Origin of the sequence: Pseudochrobactrum kiredjianiae, assembly GCF_030362795.1 — a bacterium.
In the GTDB taxonomy this organism is placed as follows: domain Bacteria; phylum Pseudomonadota; class Alphaproteobacteria; order Rhizobiales; family Rhizobiaceae; genus Pseudochrobactrum; species Pseudochrobactrum kiredjianiae.
This window is the reverse complement of sequence record NZ_JAUCBM010000006.1, coordinates 82,452-101,068: the sequence shown is the minus strand read 5'-3', so window position 1 is coordinate 101,068 and position 18,617 is coordinate 82,452. Positions and strand designations below refer to the sequence as shown.

Genomic DNA, 18,617 nt, shown 5'->3' with positions numbered 1-18,617 from the left:
CAGCCCGCTCACTCCTGAATTATTAAGCCAGCTTGGCTTTTGCAGCAGCAACAACAGCCTCTGCGGTGATGCCGAAATGCTTGTACAGATCATTGATCGGACCGGAAGCGCCGAAGCCCTTCATGCCGATGAATGTGCCGTTTTCGCCGATGAAGCGTTCCCAGCCCATGGAAATCGCAGCTTCAACTGCAATGCGAACCGGTGCAGTACCGATCAGAGCTTTCTGATAGGCTGCTGTCTGGTTTTCAAACAGTTCAAAGCAAGGAACGGATACAACACGGGTCGGAATGCCTTTGGCTTCCAGCGTGGTGCGGGCGTTCATCGCGATTTCAACTTCCGAACCGGTGGCGAAGATGGTGACCTTTGCATCATCCGATGCAGTCGCCAGCTCATAGGCACCATAAGCGCAGAGATTGTCGTCATCATGCTGGGTGCGCACGGTCGGCAGGTTCTGACGGGTCAGAGCCAGTGTTGACGGTGTTTTGGTGGAGTTCAGTGCAAGCTGCCAGCATTCCGCAGTTTCAACAGCATCGGCCGGACGGAACACGAAATGGTTAGGAATTGCACGCAGGGATGCCAGATGCTCAACCGGCTGGTGGGTCGGGCCGTCTTCGCCAAGACCGATGGAATCATGGGTCATAACAAAAGCAACGCGGATGCCCATCAGCGAGGACAGGCGCATAGCCGGACGTGCATAGTCAGCAAAGCACAGGAATGTACCGGAATAAGGAATAACGCCGCCATGCAGTGCCATACCGTTCATGGCTGCGGACATGCCGAGCTCACGAATACCGTAATGGATGAAACGGCCATTATAGTTATCCGGCGTAACAGGCTTCGTCTGCGAGGTCAGCGTGTTGTTGGAACCGGTAAGATCGGCGGAGCCGCCAATGGTTTCCGGTACAACGCCGTTGATAACTTCCAGAGCCATTTCCGAGGATTTACGGGTCGCAACCTTTGGCTTGTCTTCCGAGAGCTTCTTCTTGTAGTCGATGATCGTCTGATCGAAGTTGCCTGGCAGATCGCCGCGCATACGGCGTTCAAATTCTGCACGCACGGATGCGTCCGTTGCGGCCAGACGTTTTTCCCACTCAATGCGCTTTTTAGCAGCGTTCAGACCGGCCAGACGCCATGCATCAAGCACATCCTGCGGGACAACAAAAGGTTCAAACTCCCAACCGAGTGCCTTGCGGGTTGCCGCAATTTCTTCTGCACCGAGCGGTGAGCCGTGTGCTTTGCTGCTACCAGCTTTGTTTGGCGAACCAAAACCAATGGTGGTTTTGCAAGCGATCATGGTTGGCTTGTCAGAGGCTTTGGCGAATTCAATTGCTTTTGCAATCGCATCCTGATCGTGGCCGTCGACTTTGACTGTGTTCCAGCCGGAGGCTTCAAAACGTGCGCACTGGTTGGTGGAATCTGTCAGCGAGATCGGGCCGTCGATGGAGATGTTGTTATCATCCCAGAGAACGATCAGGCGGTTCAGCTTGAGGTGACCGGCCAGCGAAATCGCTTCCTGACTGATACCTTCCATCAGGCAACCGTCACCGACCAGCACATAAGTGTGGTGGTTGACGAGGTCATTGCCGAATTCTGCGTTCAGAATACGTTCTGCCAGCGCCATACCAACGCCGTTGGCAATACCCTGACCGAGCGGGCCGGTTGTGGTTTCAATACCGGCGGCATGACCATATTCCGGATGACCGGCAGTACGGGCACCGAGCTGACGGAAGTTTTTGATTTCATCAAGGGAGATGTCTTCATAGCCGGTCAGATACATCAGCGAATAAAGCAGCATCGATCCGTGACCTGCGGACAGCACGAAACGGTCGCGGTCAGGCCATGTGGTGTTCTGCGGATCATGAGACATGAAACGGGTGTAAAGCGTGGTCGCAATATCAGCTGCGCCCATTGGCAGGCCCGGATGGCCCGAATTGGCTTTTTCTACAGCGTCCACAGACAGGAAGCGGATCGCGTTGGCCATCTGGTTCTGTTTATCGGAATTACTCATGGTTTCGGCTGTCTTTCCTGTGGTGACCTGAAAATGTTCAAAAGGGGATTGCCTTTAGACATCAGCAGGTTTGTGGGGCAGATTTGTGAGCATTAGGACATAACTTGCAGTAAAAGGGTAAAAACCCTTCTTCTGCAAGGGTGGGCGACACATAACATTTGCATGTAGAGAGTCAACAAACGGCTGGCATTCTGCACGCATATCAAAGGATTTCCGCCCTGCATGCGACACAGTGTGCGCTCTTAAAACGGTTAAGTTGCTGCAAACACCTCTCAAAGCCTATACCGATAATCGTGTATGAGTTAGTGCCTTTGTGTGACATTTGTTGCTTCACAGCATTGTGCTTATTAAAGTGATGCAAAATCTGCCGCTTCCGGCATGACGATTCGGCCTGATTTTCAAAAGCCGATATCGGCAAAGGGAAACAATATGGCTTCGGAAACTACGCTCAGACAGGCTATCGAACAACTGGAAAAAGCAATGACGACCCTCGAGCAGGCTGTTGAATTACGGCTTGAGAAAGAGGGCGACTTTGTGGAAGCAGAAGAAGAAGTGCAGCGTATGAATGCTGACCGTTCCAAACTGGCACAGGAACTTGATTTGTCTGAAGCGCGTGCAGAACGGCTGGAGACGGCCAACCGTGAAGTATCGCGGCGGCTGGTAACGGCAATGGAAACAATCCGCACGGTTTTGGATCGTTGAGACGCTTGTCTGACAAAATTTAGCGGCTATTTATTGTTTTACAGGTTGTGTGAGGCAAAATAACAAGAAACGGCGATACGGAGGTTCCATGGCGACAGTAACAGTGACGATCGATGGCAAAGCCTATCGTATGGCCTGTGACGAAGGACAGGAAGATCATCTCTCCGGTCTGGCGGATCGTCTTGACCAATATGTCATGCATCTCAAAGGTTCGTTCGGTGAAATCGGTGATCAGCGTCTGACAGTAATGGCCGGTATCATGGTGATGGATGAGCTGGTTGAGTTGCAAAAGCGTATGCAGGGGCTGGAAAATGAAGCGGAAACGCTGCGCCGCTCCCGTGATGATGCATTATCACGTGCCGATAAAAGCGACAGTGCGCTGACTGAGGCCGTGGCGCGTGCTGCCCAGCAGATTGAAGGACTGGCCAGAAAGATCGCCCCGCGCGGCAATTGAGCTGTTAGAGCTAGAGCGACCTTTGTGTGCCAGGTATGGCACACGGCGTTCTAGTACTGATTTCATTATACTTATTTGAAAGCTGGTCCGCTTGCGGACGAAATCTGGGGTCAGAAAAAAATCTCTGTGCGCACGAATGCCCTCTGGCGCAACGCCTTGTAAATCTCTATATTGGGAACAGGCGAACTGCACATCCCGACAGAAGACACTTATACCTCGGGGCCTTACTGATCTTTAGGGAGCTGTCCCTGGAGAGGCTCCTGGGCTTCTTCACACGGCGCCCACCTACGTTGTAGGCACCCAGAGGATCAACCTCTTCATCGTTTGTCGTGGTCGCCGCTTTTTCTCTTTATTCTAAAATTTGCAATTTGCCCGCTTATTCTGTTTTATCAGGCAGGATAATGACAGGGGGCAGATGTGCATATTGATGATCTGAAAACAAGCAAAGCAGAAATACGTAAATCTGTATTGCAGGCACGCAATGCGCTTCCTGAAGCTTTGCGCAATGCTGCTGCTCAATCTATTATCCGGAACTTCTCAAGCGGAATAACTCTGCCTAAAAAATCTTGTGTCTCCGGTTTCTGGCCGATCCGCTCAGAAATTGATCCGCGTCCGCTGATGCAGCAGCTGGAAGTGCAGGGGATGACGCTCTGTGTTCCTGCAATTCTGGATGCACAGACGATTGAATTTCGAGCCATGTCTTTTGGTGATGCGCTGGTTGAAACCGGCTTCGGCACAATGGGGCCGCCTGCGGATGCGCCGGTTGTTGATCCTGATATTATGCTGATACCGCTGGCGGCTTTTGATTGCGCAGGCAACCGGATCGGCTATGGTGCAGGCTATTATGACCGCGCAATTGCCGCTTTACACCAGAAAAATAAACATCCGTTGCTGATAGGTGTTGCGTTTGATGCACAACGGGTAGATCACATAGCCCATGAGCCACATGATGTGGCATTGAATTATATTCTGACAGAAACCGGACTTATTGCGGCATCGCCAGTGTGATATTGACGTGATATTTGCGGCAGATCAGAGCATTTTCGAGCCAGAAGCTGAAACCGGCTTTGCGTTAGGAAATGCGACAAACAAAGAAGCAGGTTTGAAGGCTATATGCGTTTTCTTTTCTTAGGTGATATGGTTGGCCGTTCCGGTCGCACAGCAGTTTTTGAAAAATTACCGGGTTTGATTTCCGATCTGAAGCTGGATTTCGTTGTCGTCAATGGCGAGAATGCTGCCGGTGGCTTTGGTGTTACCGAAGATATTTTTCATGAGACCATCCGCGCGGGTGCCGATGTTATGACCACGGGCAATCATGTCTGGGATCAGCGCGAGGCTCTGGATTTCTCCCGCCGAGAAGATCGCTTTCTGCGTCCTGCCAATTTCCCTAAAGGGACTGCGGGTAAAGGCTCCGGTCTCTATATTGCCAAAAATGGTGCGCGCGTTTTGGTTGCCAATATTATGGGACGTGTTTTCATGCATCCCGATCTGGATGATCCGTTTAAAGCCGGTGAGGAAATTCTCGGGGCTTGCCCGCTGGGTGAGCAGGCCGATGCGGTGATCTTTGATTTCCATGCGGAAGCCACCAGTGAAAAGCAGTGCTTTGGTCATTTCGTCGATGGTCGTGCAAGTCTTGTGGTGGGAACCCATACCCATGTGCCGACTGCCGATTGCCAGATCCTGACCAACGGCACCGCCTATATGTCTGATGCCGGTATGTGCGGTGATTATGATTCATCACTAGGTATGGATAAAGAAGAGCCGCTAAACCGTTTCTTGTCGAAGGTGCCGAAAGGCCGTTTTGAAGCAGCAAGCGGACCAGCAACCATTAGTGGTATTGGTGTGGAAATTTCTGATCGCACAGGTTTGGCCGAAAAAGCTGCCCCGCTGCGCATCGGACCGCGGCTGGAAGAAACCATTCCGTCCTTCTGGCGCTGATTTTCAGACACTAGAGCGCCGTGTGCCAGAGTTGGCACACAAAGGTCGCTCTAACACTTAAAATTAGAGCATAATTTTACCTTAAACTGATCCAAGTTTAAGGAATTATGCTCTAGAGCGTGTTGCGTTTAATCGTACCCACTGCGCTCGCGTCTCAATTCTTTTAATTGTCGCATGTTCGCGGTAGCTCAAATGAATACATTTGAGCGCGACATGCTTTAGGTAATGCATTTATCAGACCCGCATATCCTTAAAGGTATGCGGGTTTTTTTATGCTGAGGCAGCGAAATATTTCAGTAAGAAATAAAATGTTGGGCTTCTGTTTTATTGAAAAACAGACATTCTTTTCCCATGTGCTGTTCTCATGATTTCGTGAGTTTGCGAAATGCAGTGTTTTTGTTTTACAGATCTATCAATAATTCTTCGACGCAAAGGGCGCCTGAATGGAATTTTTCGCTGAGTATTTTGGTTTTTTAAACAGCCCTGCGGGATGGGCTGCCTTGATCACATTGTTGATCATGGAAATTGTTCTCGGTATTGATAATCTGATTTTTATTTCCATTCTCACCAATAAATTGCCTGAACATCAGCAGGCTAAAGCGCGCCGCATTGGTATTGGTGCTGCTTTGATCCTGCGTCTCGGACTGCTTTTCACAATTTCTATTATCGTGCAGATGAAAGATCCTGTGATTGAAGCCTTCGGTCATGCTTTCTCATGGCGCGATATTATTCTGATTGCCGGTGGTTTGTTCCTTGTCTGGAAAGCGACCAAAGAAATTCACCATACAGTTGACCCGAATGATGGCCTTGAGGCCGGCGCCGGTAAAGTTGTTATGTTGAGCATGAGCGCTGCGATTACACAGATTCTGTTGCTTGATCTGGTATTCTCGGTCGACAGTATCATTACTGCGGTTGGTATGACCGATGAGATCGTCATTATGGTGATTGCGGTGGTTGGTGCTGTAACAGTGATGTTGCTGGCTGCTGATCCGCTGTCGCGCTTTATTGGTAAGAACCCGACAATCGTTATGCTGGCGCTGGGCTTCTTGCTGATGATCGGTATGACATTGATCGCTGATGGTTTCGGCTTCCACGTACCAAAGGGTTATATCTATGCAGCTATGGGCTTCTCGGCGCTGGTCGAAATCCTGAATATGCTGGCACGTCGTCGCAAGAAATCTGCTGAATAATCAGCACAATTATTGAGTATGAAAAAGCCCCGCTGCAGTTTTCTGCAGCGGGGCTTTTATTTTGCCTTATACCAAAACTCCATGAGTATGACTCATTGAGTTTTGGTTAAGCCAGAGTGGCGATTGAACTTTTTCAAGGCGTGATGCGTCAGCATCTTAGCGCCTTGGTATTATGGGGCAATTTTTATTTGCGGAAAGAAGCTTTCAGGATCGAAGCGCCGAGAGCGGATTTGATCAGTGCACCGATGAGGAATGGTGCAACGCCAACCATCAGAGCTTTTTCAGCGCCGATTGTCAGGCTCAGCCATGCAGCGCCCAGACCCAGAGCCAGAATATTGGCTGTCAGGAAAGTTACAAAAGCTTTTGGCAGGCTGCTGCCGTTCCAGCCGCGTTCCGCCAGATAGCCTGTGAGGGCTGCGATAACCGGGAATGCAAACAAGTAGCCGGCTGTAGGGCCTGCGAAGGCTGCCAGAGTGCCGTTGCCGCCTGCCAGAACCGGCATGCCCATTGCTGCTTCACCAAGCCATGCAAGCACGGTCAGTGCGCCAAGGCGCCAGCCATAGAGTGCGCCGATCAGCGGCACAACCAATGTCTGCAAGGTGATTGGCACCGGCAGCATTGGTACAGTGATCTGGGAAGTAAGCGCGAGAATCATGGTGCCGGAAATTACGGCAAACAATTTCATGGCCACGCTGCTGTTGTTGAGGTTGAGCGGGCTGAAAGCCGGTTTGCGAACTGCATGTGCGAGAGACATGAGAAGCTCCTTAAAGCATTTCGGTGTCAAATGATGATATTTGACGGCCACGATAATGCGGCAAAATAAAATGAGAGTGCGTGCCGCGGGGAATGAGGACATGCAACGCACTCTGGTGAAATTATAGATAGTTTGCGCACGGCATCTATCACGAAAAGCATTAAGTGAATTTTAGCGGCTTGGCCAGACAGAATGATGGGAAAATTGTTTATAGTCTGACAGCTGGCAGAATGAATTATATCTGCTAGGTGGCAGATAGATAATCCTGCAGGCATAAATGCTCAGAAGTTTTGGTATTTTTATAGATAATTTTAAAATAGGATGATTTTAACCGACAATGGCAAAGGCATCGCGCACTTTGCCGGAAGGGCTGGTCACCGGCTTACGGCCGATCCATTGCACATGGCGGGTCAGAATATTCGCCGCCTGCTCAATGTCACCGTCACGCAATGCTGCGAGAATAGCCAAATGGTCGTGATCGGTCCGCGCTTCCCATTCTGCACGCCATGAGACAAACAGAAACCGTGCGCTGGCATCATGCAGGTCATCAATTGTCGCCAGCAGGCGCGGCATGGCGCAAGGCGTGATCAGCAAGCGGTGAAATTTACGGTTAGCGGCTTCCCATGAGCGCACATCGCGCGAATTATCACCGGCATGGGTGGCTTCTTCTGCTTCATCCAGAATGGCGCGGGTCAGGTGTGGTGCTGCATGGCGCAATGCAAGCACTTCTAAGGCCGCACGCATTTCCGCTACTTCACGGATTTCTGCGAGAGAGAAAGAGGCGACACGCACACCACGGCGTGGCTCGGAGACGGCAAGACCTTGCGCTTCCAAACGGCGGAAGGCTTCGCGCACCGGCACATGGCTCGTGCCAAACTCATCAGCAATGTGATCCTGACGCAGCTTTGCACCAGGCTCCAACTCACCCGCAATGATGCGTTGCGACAGAATCTTGCTGATCTGTGCGGCAATCGTATCGTTCTTTTTTTTATGGGTGGCTGGCTGTTCGGTCACGTCAATCAATATCCGTTTTAACGGGCGGTTTCAGAACTTGCCCGTGGATAGAGCATTTTGACATTCAAATCGATCATTTGAAACAGGTTTAAGCACTGCCGACAAACGCAATGCACCTGTTTGCATTGATAAGGTGCATATCAGACTGTGTCCAGTTGCAGCGCTCAGAACCGGTGCAAAAAACTATCATCAGCCGCGAAAAGACGATATTATAGCCATATGCAAAGAAGTGCGTTGTGGTGTGGCTGGACGTGGCGCGCCATTTTCCTTATAAAGCGCACATTCCGCAGGGATGAATGCGGATGCCTCGCTCTTGCTGCGCCGCATATTCAATCCCGTGCCCAATTTTTAGAACCTGAACAGGGGTGCTATGGCCGGCCATTCACAGTTTAAAAATATTATGCACCGCAAAGGCAGACAGGATGCCGTGCGGTCGAAAATGTTCTCCAAGCTCGGACGCGAAATTACCGTTGCGGCCAAGCAGGGATTGCCTGACCCGACGATGAATGCGCGTCTGCGTCTGGCAATTCAGAACGCTAAAGCGCAGTCCATGCCGAAGGACAATATTGAGCGCGCGATTAAAAAAGCTGCCGGCGCTGATTCCGAGAATTATGATGAAGTCCGCTACGAAGGCTACGGTCCGGCTGGTGTGGCTGTTATCGTGGAAGCGCTGACAGATAACCGCAACCGGACTGCATCCAATGTACGCGCCGCTTTCACCAAATCCGGTGGAGCGCTGGGTGAAACCGGTTCTGTGGGCTTCATGTTCTCCCGCGTTGGCGAGATCGTCTATAAGCCGACTGTCGGTGATGCTGACACTGTTATGGAAGCAGCAATTGAAGCTGGTGCGGAAGACGTACAGTCTGATGAAGAAGGCCACGTAATCATTTGTGCTTTCGAAGACCTCGGTGAAGTCGCCAAGGCGCTGGAAGCAGCACTTGGCGAAGCTGATTCCATCAAAGCTGTCTGGAAGCCGCAGACCTCTGCACCCGTGGATGAAGAAAAGGCACAGTCCGTTCTGCGCCTGATTTCGACACTGGAAGATGATGACGATGTGCAGAACGTCTACGCCAATTTTGAAGTCAGTGAAGAAGTGCTGGCGAAGCTGAGCGTATAATTCAGCATCATTGAATGTTTTAAAACCTCCGGCAGCCGACGTTGCCGGAGGTTTTTCTTTTTGTGCTATAATACCTGCCTGTTGACCTTGGCAGGTAAAATCCGGACACTAACTTGTTAAAGCATGTCGGAATTCGCTGACCTTAAATCTCATACTTGCCCCTCTTGCTACGGACAGGTTGAAATTTGAAACGGCCGCAAGCGGAAGCCATTCTGCAACACGGATACGGGAGAGTGATCCATGCACAGACCGATTGCTGTATTTGATGCCGGTATTGGCAGTTATGCCGTGGTTGCGGAAATCCGCAGTCGTTTACCCCATCAGGATATTATTTATTTTGCCGACCGCGCCAGCTTTCCTTATGGCGGAAAAAAACGTGCTGAGCTGATAGCGGTTATGCGGCGCACCATTGACTATCTGGCAGGCTTTAATCCGTCGGCCATTGTGATCGCCTCGAATGCGCCGTCGATCATGGTGCTGGAGGAGCTCAGTCAGGATATTCATTTGCCTTTGTTCGGTGTCTATCCGCCCTTACGCGAGGCATGGGGGCTGTCCAGAAGCGGGCGCATCGGAATTATGGGAGTACAGTCGCTGGTGGAAAGCCCGATGATCGGCGAGTATGTGGCGGAGAACAGTGCTTATAGCGAGCGTGTTGCCCTGATTAATGCCTCACCAATGGTTGAGCTGGTGGAATCAGGAGAGTTTCTGTTTGCGCCGGAGAAGACGCAGGAAGCAGTAAACGCTTTTCTGAATGAGGTTTTTACCAAATATCCTGACGTCGATGTATTGACCCTGTCCAGTACACACCTGCCGTGGTTACGCCGGTTTTTTGAAGCTGCCCGCCCGCATTGTCATTTCCTTGATCCGGCAAAAGATATGGTTTCAAGAATCGGACAGGGAACAAAGGGTAAGGGGAAAATCCGTGCCTTAGTAACGGAAGACGAGCGCTACGATCTGGCGACGTTCCGTAAGATGCTGAGTGCCATCGGCGTGGATATTCCGCTGGAGCCGGTACGCCCTTATTAGAGCTTGGCACAGTGCATAAAAAAGCTCCGCATTGCGGAGCTTTTTCAATTCTATCAAGAAGACTGGAATTAAAGACCCAGATTGCCGAAACGGTTCTTGAACTTGGAAACGCGGCCACCGCGATCCATCAGCTGCTGGTTGCCGCCGGTCCATGCCGGATGGCTCAAAGGATCGATATCGAGGTTCATCGTATCGCCTTCTTTGCCCCATGTGGAGCGTGTCGAATATTCGGTACCATCAGTCATTACAACTTTGATGGTGTGGTAGTCTGGATGAATGTCTGCTTTCATAGTCAGCTTCCTGAAAGGTTTATGGCATGCGGCCACGTTACGGTCACCACCGGAACTGCGGCAGATACGCCCACTTGTCTCATTGAAGCTGCAGACAATACGGCTACGGCTTCCAAAAGGGTTGGGGAGCCTATACATCAGGCGGCAGCTAATAACAAGGGCGCAATATAGCAAGCAAGCAGAATGACAGCGACGATTTCACAAAACAAAGCAGATTTTGGCGCGGAAAACGGTAAAAAAGCACGGCGGTCCCTGAAACCACTGGCGCGAATCTTTCCCTATATCCGTCGTTACCCCCGTTCGGTTGCTTGCGCATTGCTTGCACTGGTCACCGCAGCTGTGACGACTCTGATCCTGCCGGTAGCCGTTCGCAGCCTGCTGGACAACGGTTTGAGCATTGCTGACAGTGGTTTTATCGATACGTCCTTTGCAGCTTTAATGCTGCTGGCTGGTGTGCTGGCTGTGGCTTCGGCTGCACGCTATTATTTTGTGATTACGCTCGGGGAGCGCATTGTTGCTGATCTGCGACGCGATGTTTTTGCCCATGTAACCCGCTTGTCGCCGGCCTTTTTTGATGAAGTGCAATCCGGTGAGATTGTCTCGCGCCTCACAGCGGATACAACGCAGGTCAAATCGGCAGTCGGTGCCACGGCCTCAATCGCCTTGCGCAATCTGATTCTGGTGATTGGTGCAGTTGTGATGATGGTGTTCACCAGTCCTAAATTATCAGCGCTGGTCTTGGCGGCTATTCCGCTGGTGGTTTTGCCGCTGATGGCGTTTGGCCGTTCTGTGCGTCGTCGTTCACGTCGTGCGCAGGATGAACTGGCACTGGCAACGGCCTATGCCGGTGAAAAAATTGCCGCAGTGCGCACTGTGCAGGCTTTTACCCATGAGGCACCAGCCATTGCCCATTATTCCGCTGCGGTTGATCATGCCTATGATGCCGCGCAGCAATCGATTCTCTCCCGCTCCATCCTGACTGCTTTTGCGATTTTCATCGTTTTCTCTAGTGTGGTGGCAGTGCTGTGGTTCGGCTCACATGATGTGATGAGCGGGCGGATGTCTGCAGGCACTTTGGGACAGTTTCTGATTTATGCCGTGGTGGCTGCCGGCTCCCTTGGTGCGCTGTCGGAGGTCTGGGCGGAACTGGCTCAAGCTGCGGGTGCGGCTGAGCGGCTGGTGGAATTGCTGAATGAAGAATCAGCGGTGGTATCGCCGCTTAAACCTGTAGCGCTTGCACGGGCTGAAGGACGCGTTGAATTTTCCCATGTGGAATTCGCCTATCCGACGCGACCGGATAGTCAGGCGCTTCATGATGTGAGCTTTGTCATTGAGAGCGGCAAGACTGTTGCGATTGTCGGTGCGTCTGGTGCGGGGAAATCAACGCTGATTGCTTTGCTGTTGCGTTATTATGATCCGCTTGAAGGTAAAATTTTGCTGGATGGCACAGATTTGCGCCAACTATCACTGGATGATCTGCGCGGAAATATTGCTCTTGTTTCGCAAGATGTGACGATTTTTGCTGCCAGTATCCGTGAGAATATTGCCTTCGGACGCCCGGATGCCAGCGCGCAGGATATTGAGGCGGCAGCGACGGCTGCACAGGCGCATGAGTTTATCATGGCACTTGAGGGCGGTTATGATGCGCCGGTCGGTGAGCGTGGCGTGATGCTCTCCGGCGGGCAACGTCAGCGTATTGCCATTGCCCGTGCAATCCTGCGTGACGCGCCGGTGCTGTTGCTGGATGAAGCGACCTCGGCATTGGATGCCCAGAGTGAAATGCTGGTGCAGAAAGCACTGGAGCATTTGATGCAGGGGCGCACGACCTTAGTGATTGCGCATCGATTGGCGACCGTGCTGAAGGCAGACCATATTCTGGTAATGGATCAGGGGCGCATTGTTGAGCAGGGCACACATAGCAGCCTTAGCCAGTCCGGTGGGATTTATGCCCGTTTAGCCAGCCTGCAGTTTCAGCAGGCGGTAAACTAACCCAGCCTGCAACTTCAGCAGGCGGCAAACTAAAGAAGTCTGCAATTTCAGCAATTTACAGAAATGAAAAGCCCCGCCTGAGCGGGGCTTTTTGTTATCTCTCTGTGAGCTTCAACTCGATGCGCCGGTTGCGGCTGCGGGCATCGGAGCTATTATCGGCTTCCAGTGGTTGATACTCACCAAAACCTGCCGCGACCAATCGGTTGGCCGGTACGCCATTGGCAATCAGGAATTTAACCACTGCGGTTGCGCGTGCAGAAGACAGTTCCCAGTTGTCGCGGTAACGCCCTGTGCCGGACAGAGGCGCATTATCTGTGTGCCCATCGACGCGCAGCACCCAGTTGATATCGTCCGGTATTTCCTTGTTGAGTTCAACCACGGCATCGGCCAGTTTTTTCATTTCAACCAAACCTTGAGGGTTGATATCTGCTGAACCGGTGGGGAACAGGACTTCCGACTGGAACACGAAACGGTCACCGACAATGCGAATATTTTCACGATCCGAGAGAATTTCACGCAGACGTCCGAAGAAGTCGGAACGATAGCGGTTCAGTTCCTGTACACGCTGGGCAAGTGCCACATTCAGCCTTTTGCCGAGATCAGCAATCTTGGTATTGGATTCGCGGTCACGCGTTTCCGAGGCGTTGAGAGCATCTTCCAGCGCACCGATTTGACGGCGCAGAGCTGCGATCTGCTGATTGAGCAGCTCCACTTGTGATAATGCACGGGCACTGACCTGTTTTTCAGTATCCAGCGAGGCGGAGAGTTCACCGGCACGTTGCTCTGCCGCCGCTCCCGAGCCACCGGAGGAGAGTAAGCTTTGCAGACGTGATTTTTCATTTTCCGCAGCATTGAGCGAAGCCTGAAGATTGGCAAGCGTATCTTCGAGATCCTGTCCTTTGCCGCGCTCCAGCGACAACAGTTCAGTCAGTTCGCTGATCTGGCTATTGAGCCGGTTCAGCACAGAATCCTTGTTGTTGACCTCTTGGGAGAGCAAAAACTGCATCAGTACAAAAACAGAGAGCAGGAACATAATCGCCAGCAGCAATGTGGATAAAGCATCCACAAAGCCCGGCCAGTAATCCACGTGGCGTTCACTGCGACGGTTACGGGATAAGGCCATGTTTTTCGCCTTACTGTTCGCGTTTTGAGGCAGAGAGAATGCCGTTCAGCTTTTCGACAGCTTGGCGCAGGGCTTTCTGTTCTTCTGCTTGGCGTTCAACCCAGTCATTCATGCTTTGTTGGTCGTGGCGCATGGTTTTTACCAGTGCCTGCACACCTTCAGCCAGATTGGCCAGAGCCGCCGTGGTGCGCTGGCTGGTGCCGCTGCCATCCTGCATATTTTGCAGACGGTCTGAGAACTGGCGAATTTCTTCCAGTGTTGCATTGCCGTTTTCAGCGGTCACCGGCAGGTCGGAATTAAGATCAGTGACCGATGACAGCCAGTTTTCCAGTTCCGTATAAAAACGGTTTTGCGCCCGGCCGGATTGCAGATCGAGAAAACCGAGAATTAGCGAACCGGAAAGACCGAACAGCGAGGAAGAAAAGGCTGTGCCCATACCGCTTAACGGAGCTTGCAGGCCGGTTTTGAGGGAATCCAGTACGGTGCCGGTATCATTGGATTTCGGATCAAGAGACTGAATGGTCTGGCCGATCGAGCCGATGGTTTCCAGCAACCCCCAAAATGTGCCGAGCAGTCCGAGAAACACCAGCAACCCGATCAGATAGCGGGAGATGTCACGGCTTTCATCAAGGCGGGTGGCAATGGAATCAAGAATGGAACGCATCGATGTGGCTGACAGCGCCATAGACTGACGGCGGCCGATCATTGCACGCATTGGTGCCAGCAGAACCGGATCAGACGCACTGTCGTCACCGTCACGGAAAGAATTGACCCAGCGGATTTCCGGTACAAGCCGCAAAACTTGCGTGAAAGTCAGCAGGATGCCCACCAGCAAAACACCGAGAATCAAGCCGTTGAGACCTGGATTGGTAACGAAGAATGTTTGGATCTGGCGCATCAGAACCAGAGCCAGAAATGCGACCAGAGCCAGAAATATGATCATGATCATCATGACCATCCGCGGGCTGGAAAGCCGGTTCGGATCGTATTCAGTTCCCATGCTAATATCCCGCTTTGCCATACTGTTCTCTCGCCTGAGCCTGATGTGTTCGCTGTTCTGACAGAGCATTACGCTGTCAGAAACTGCTTTGTGATACAGGACGCTACTGCAAAAATTTCAAAACGGAAACTTTTATTCCTGCCTCTTCTCATTGTTGATAGCTATTGCGGTGAAAACGAGAACAGCCAATAAAAAAATCCCCCGCTTGTCTGTGACAGGCGGGGGATTGATCATTTTAGTTTGCTGATATTACTCAAACCGGTTTTTTGAGCGTACGCAGCAACTGAGCCTGAATCACTTCATTACCGGCAACAATGTTCTTCTGCTCATACATGTCCTGCTGGCCGTTTTTGTCGGAAACAAAACCACCGGCTTCACGTACCATCAGAATACCGGCTGCCATGTCCCACGGAGCCAGCGGTTCGTCCCAATAGCCGTCAACGCGGCCAGCGGCGACATAAGCCAGTTCCAGAGATGCTGCACCAAAGGCGCGAATACCGGCAGCTTCACCCATCACATTGCGCAGTTCAATGAGATAGTGACCATGCTTGCCGCGACCCAGATGCGGCATACCATGGGTAATAACAGCATCGGAAAGTTTGCTGCGGGCTGCAACGCGCAGACGACGGTCATTGAGGAATGCGCCGCCACCGCGCTCCGCTGTGAATAGCTCATCCGTTGCCGGATTGTAGATCACACCGGCGACAACCTGTCCCTGACGCTCAAGAGCGATAGAAACCGCAAAGGTCGGAATACCGTGCAGAAAATTGGTGGTGCCATCAAGCGGGTCAACGACCCAGCGATGCTGGCTGTCTGCGCCTTCAACGGCGCCGCGTTCTTCCATCAGAAAGCTATAATCAGGACGCGCACGGCGCAATTCGCTGAAAATAATGTCTTCTGCTTTTTTATCAGCCTGGCTGACATAATCGCCAGGGCCTTTGAGCGAAACCTGCAGGTTCTGTACTTCGCCGAAATCACGCGCCAGTGAACGTCCGGCCTTCATCGCGGCCTGAACCATAACATTGAGAATTGCTGAGCGCGCCATATTTTACGTCCTGTTTGTGCATGAGAGCGGGCGGGGATGCATCTTCACCGCGAACTGAGGCTCTATGCGTTGGAATTGAAACAATAGAGCATCGAATAATCCGAAAAGTGCATATGGTTTTCGGATTATTCGATGCTCACTTATATAATATCAGAGCGTCCTTTGTGCGTCCAAATGGACGCATGGCGCTCTGGTATCATCCGCAGAGCGAAGTCTACGAATGAATAAAATACCATATTATTAAAAGCGCCGGTCAGCCGGCAGCGGAGACCGGCGCTCTGTTTTTATACGCGGTTATTTAAGCGCGGGATACGTAGGTCAGTTCGTTGGTGTCAACGATAATGCGTTCTCCGGTCGAGATGAATGGCGGAACCAGAACGCGGATACCGTTTTCCAGAATTGCAGGCTTGTAGGAAGAAGCCGCTGTCTGGCCTTTAACAACCGGATCAGCTTCTGTGATCGACAGTGTTACCTGATCCGGCAGGCGGATACCGATCGGGCGTTCTTCGTGCATTTCCACAGTGACCATCATGCCGTCCTGCAGGAATGCAGCGCGTTCGCCAACAAAATCCTTGTGCAGTTCAAGCTGTTCGTAGGTTTCTGTATCCATGAAGATCAGCGCTTCGCCCTGTTCGTAAAGGAAGGAGAAGTCCTTCTGCTCAAGGCGGATACGCTCAACAGTTTCAGCCGAACGGAAACGCTCATTCAGCTTGGTGCCGTCGATGAGGTTCTTCAGCTCAACCTGATTATAGGCGCCGCCTTTACCAGGCTTTACCGCATTACATTTAACTGCTGCCCACAGGCCGCCATTGTGTTCAATGACGTTGCCGGGACGGATTTCGTTACCGTTGATCTTCATATTCGCTAAATCCGGAATTAGTGTGAAATTTTCTCTGAACGGCCCTGTGAAATTCTGCGTCGTCTCGCTCAAAACCGGTGCCGGTTTGGCAAATGATGCCGCAGGCGGTATCAGAGGGCTTTCAAGCCATATCAATCGGGCTTTCCAAGACCATAAATCTGCTATTTTGGCAAGTCTGATACAGGTTTCAGCCTGCACTATGTTAGCGAAACACTGATTTTTACCGGTCAGCGCAAATTATTGGCACGAGAAATGGCCTGTTGAATTTCTTCATCCGTCAGCCCGTCCATGAAAGAATCGAGATCTTTGGCATAGAGTTTTGAGCGCCGCGCCAGAATATACCATGCGGCAGCCTCAACGGAATTACCGTCTGTACCGATGCCGTCACGATACAAACGTGCCGTGCGCGCCATCGCCGCAACATTGCCACCGCGCGCTGCGGTCAGCATCCAGCGGAAACCGGCATCATAGTTACGCTCTCCGCCGCGCCCTTCCACCAGCCATGTGGCGAGATCGAGCTGTGCGGTGTCATAGTTCTTACGCGCAGCCAGCAACAAATATTCCCGCGCTTTGACTTCATCACGTTTCACATCTGTTGTGCCATTGGCCAGAATCTGGCTGACCGCATATTGACCATCGGCTAAACCGGCATCAGCGGCCTTTTGAAACCATGGTGCAGCTTCATCAACACCTTTCATGCCGGGAGAGCGCATCATCAGCATCTGGCCATAGTTGAATTGCGCCATGGCATTGCCTGCCTCGGCGGCTTTTTTCATCAGCGCCTCAGCCTTTTTGGCGTCTTTGGCCACGTAAATGCCCTGAAGCAGCATGGCCGCATAGCGGAACTGGGCTTCATTTTCGCCTTTTTCTGCAGCCAGTCCATACCAGTGGGCAGCCTGTTTCTGGTCGGCTTTCACACCAAGGCCACGGGCATAAATCTCGGCCACCAATGTTTGAGCTGCGGGATCACCCGCTTTGGCACGCTCCATCCCAAGGTTAAAGGCTGTCAGGTAAAGACCGCGCTGAAAAGCACCGAAGGCGGGATCAGCGACTTTGCCGCCGAACCGGTTTTCGTTGAAAGCAGGCATCGCATCGGTCGATGCCGGCTGTTGCAGCATATCCGAGCCGTCATTTTTGCCTTTTGCCCATGAACCGGCCAGTTCAGGAATCGTAAAGCCGGTAGAGACAGAGGGTACATCCAGCGGTTTGTCATCATGCTGCGGTTGCTTATCCGTCTCTGCTTTGCCAGCGCTTGCCTCAGGCACTGGCTTTGCCTTGTCCTGAGCCATCGCAGGCAGCGTGCCCGATAAAGCTGCAAGCATGAACCAGACTGCACAGGTGCTGTTTAACAGGACGGATTTTTTCAACATCATTTTACTCTTAATAACGACGGAGATGCGGGAGGCTCTCCGGCAATGTTATTCTTCAGTGTCTGCAGCGCTCATTTCATCAAGCTGGCGATTGGCATCCGCAACAACTTGTTCCGGCTTGTCTGCGGAGAAGACGGCAGCACCCAATGCAATAAATTCTGCTCTTGTCGCAAAACAGGCTGCCAGATCGTCGATCTTGGAGCCAGCTTGCACAATGGCCGGAATTTCCACCATGGCTGCCCACCATTCAGCAAGCGACAGATTGCGCGGATGGGCTTCAGCTTTGCTGTCTGCACCGATTTTGCCGAAGAACATATAATCCGGCTGTAATTCACCGACTTCGAGAGCGGTGTGGCGTTCTTTAACATTGCCGGTTCCGACAATCATTTTAGGTGTATAGCGCTCAACGGCATCGGCAATATCTGCCCGTGAGCCTTCTATATGCACACCATCGGCGCTGACGCGACCGGCTGTGCGGGTGTCGTTCAGAACAATGGCAGCTGCACCGGAACTCTGAATTTTGGCAACGGCAAGGGCTGCGAAAGCCTGAAAAGATGCTTCATCCGCTTTGGCATTATCAAGGATAACACTGGCAATATCGCCCGCTGTCAGCGCTTTATCCAGCGTGGCAAGCAGTGTTTCAGATGTATGGCCTTCGGATGCAGGGGATGGAACCACCAGAACCAGACGCGGACGGTTTGCAGGAAATTTCATTAGATAAAGCCTCGTTGAGGGGGC

At 51.9% G+C, this 18,617-nt stretch carries 18 protein-coding genes; 8 read left to right on the top strand and 10 right to left on the bottom strand.

Annotated features, from left to right (window positions below; all coding sequences use genetic code 11):
• Nucleotides 1-22: 22 nt before the first annotated feature.
• Complete coding sequence (gene tkt / locus QUF18_RS13205; protein WP_289387705.1) at nucleotides 23-2,008, bottom strand: transketolase; 1,986 nt, start codon at nucleotides 2,006-2,008, stop codon at nucleotides 23-25.
• A 429-nt stretch (nucleotides 2,009-2,437) separates the two neighbouring features.
• Between tkt and QUF18_RS13200 the strand changes: the two genes are divergently transcribed.
• From QUF18_RS13200 to QUF18_RS13180, 5 genes are all read left to right on the top strand, one after another.
• Nucleotides 2,438-2,710 carry a DUF4164 domain-containing protein gene (locus QUF18_RS13200; RefSeq protein WP_289387704.1) on the top strand — a complete coding sequence of 91 codons (273 nt, stop codon included), beginning with the start codon at nucleotides 2,438-2,440 and terminating at the stop codon, nucleotides 2,708-2,710.
• Between the two features lie 88 nt (nucleotides 2,711-2,798).
• Nucleotides 2,799-3,164, top strand: coding sequence for a cell division protein ZapA (locus tag QUF18_RS13195; RefSeq protein WP_289387702.1), 366 nt, complete (start codon nucleotides 2,799-2,801; stop codon nucleotides 3,162-3,164).
• A 417-nt stretch (nucleotides 3,165-3,581) separates the two neighbouring features.
• Nucleotides 3,582-4,172 (top strand): 5-formyltetrahydrofolate cyclo-ligase, encoded by a 591-nt coding sequence (locus QUF18_RS13190; RefSeq protein WP_289387700.1) that lies wholly within the window; start codon nucleotides 3,582-3,584, stop codon nucleotides 4,170-4,172.
• Nucleotides 4,173-4,277: 105 nt separating this feature from the next.
• Nucleotides 4,278-5,102, top strand: coding sequence for a TIGR00282 family metallophosphoesterase (locus QUF18_RS13185; RefSeq protein WP_289387699.1), 825 nt, complete (start codon nucleotides 4,278-4,280; stop codon nucleotides 5,100-5,102).
• 443 nt (nucleotides 5,103-5,545) lie between these two features.
• Complete coding sequence (locus QUF18_RS13180; RefSeq protein WP_289387697.1) at nucleotides 5,546-6,292, top strand: TerC family protein; 747 nt, start codon at nucleotides 5,546-5,548, stop codon at nucleotides 6,290-6,292.
• 184 nt (nucleotides 6,293-6,476) lie between these two features.
• Here QUF18_RS13180 and QUF18_RS13175 read toward each other — a convergent pair whose 3' ends face one another.
• Both QUF18_RS13175 and QUF18_RS13170 read right to left on the bottom strand, forming a co-directional pair.
• Nucleotides 6,477-7,046: a biotin transporter BioY gene (locus tag QUF18_RS13175; protein ID WP_289387696.1), complete on the bottom strand. Its 570-nt coding sequence runs from the start codon at nucleotides 7,044-7,046 to the stop codon at nucleotides 6,477-6,479.
• Nucleotides 7,047-7,373: 327 nt separating this feature from the next.
• Nucleotides 7,374-8,060, bottom strand: coding sequence for a GntR family transcriptional regulator (locus QUF18_RS13170; protein WP_289387694.1), 687 nt, complete (start codon nucleotides 8,058-8,060; stop codon nucleotides 7,374-7,376).
• 370 nt (nucleotides 8,061-8,430) lie between these two features.
• Here QUF18_RS13170 and QUF18_RS13165 point away from each other — a divergent pair, with 370 nt between their 5' ends.
• The gene (locus QUF18_RS13165; RefSeq protein WP_289387692.1) at nucleotides 8,431-9,177 is read left to right on the top strand and encodes a YebC/PmpR family DNA-binding transcriptional regulator; all 747 of its coding nucleotides are present in this window, start codon (nucleotides 8,431-8,433) and stop codon (nucleotides 9,175-9,177) included.
• A gap of 240 nt (nucleotides 9,178-9,417) precedes the next feature.
• Entirely contained in the window at nucleotides 9,418-10,203 is a 786-nt protein-coding gene (locus tag QUF18_RS13160) for a glutamate racemase (RefSeq protein ID WP_289387689.1), read from the top strand.
• 68 nt (nucleotides 10,204-10,271) lie between these two features.
• Here QUF18_RS13160 and rpmE read toward each other — a convergent pair whose 3' ends face one another.
• Nucleotides 10,272-10,493, bottom strand: a complete 222-nt coding sequence (rpmE, locus tag QUF18_RS13155; RefSeq protein ID WP_289387687.1) for a 50S ribosomal protein L31 — start codon at nucleotides 10,491-10,493, stop codon at nucleotides 10,272-10,274.
• Between the two features lie 183 nt (nucleotides 10,494-10,676).
• On the opposite strand from rpmE, the gene QUF18_RS13150 reads away from it, so the two are divergent.
• The gene (locus QUF18_RS13150) at nucleotides 10,677-12,482 is read left to right on the top strand and encodes an ABC transporter transmembrane domain-containing protein (protein WP_289387685.1); all 1,806 of its coding nucleotides are present in this window, start codon (nucleotides 10,677-10,679) and stop codon (nucleotides 12,480-12,482) included.
• Between the two features lie 94 nt (nucleotides 12,483-12,576).
• Here QUF18_RS13150 and QUF18_RS13145 read toward each other — a convergent pair whose 3' ends face one another.
• From QUF18_RS13145 to QUF18_RS13120, 6 genes are all read right to left on the bottom strand, one after another.
• A complete protein-coding gene (locus tag QUF18_RS13145) occupies nucleotides 12,577-13,605 on the bottom strand; it encodes a peptidoglycan -binding protein (protein ID WP_289387683.1) in 1,029 nt (342 codons plus the stop codon).
• A gap of 10 nt (nucleotides 13,606-13,615) precedes the next feature.
• Nucleotides 13,616-14,626, bottom strand: a complete 1,011-nt coding sequence (locus tag QUF18_RS13140; RefSeq protein ID WP_289387681.1) for a MotA/TolQ/ExbB proton channel family protein — start codon at nucleotides 14,624-14,626, stop codon at nucleotides 13,616-13,618.
• 232 nt (nucleotides 14,627-14,858) lie between these two features.
• Nucleotides 14,859-15,650: an inositol monophosphatase family protein gene (locus tag QUF18_RS13135; RefSeq protein WP_289387679.1), complete on the bottom strand. Its 792-nt coding sequence runs from the start codon at nucleotides 15,648-15,650 to the stop codon at nucleotides 14,859-14,861.
• Between the two features lie 298 nt (nucleotides 15,651-15,948).
• Nucleotides 15,949-16,509 (bottom strand): elongation factor P, encoded by a 561-nt coding sequence (gene efp / locus QUF18_RS13130; protein WP_289387815.1) that lies wholly within the window; start codon nucleotides 16,507-16,509, stop codon nucleotides 15,949-15,951.
• A 227-nt stretch (nucleotides 16,510-16,736) separates the two neighbouring features.
• Complete coding sequence (locus tag QUF18_RS13125) at nucleotides 16,737-17,879, bottom strand: tetratricopeptide repeat protein (RefSeq protein WP_374807149.1); 1,143 nt, start codon at nucleotides 17,877-17,879, stop codon at nucleotides 16,737-16,739.
• A 48-nt stretch (nucleotides 17,880-17,927) separates the two neighbouring features.
• The gene (locus QUF18_RS13120; protein WP_289387678.1) at nucleotides 17,928-18,593 is read right to left on the bottom strand and encodes a thiamine phosphate synthase; all 666 of its coding nucleotides are present in this window, start codon (nucleotides 18,591-18,593) and stop codon (nucleotides 17,928-17,930) included.
• Nucleotides 18,594-18,617 lie beyond the last annotated feature (24 nt).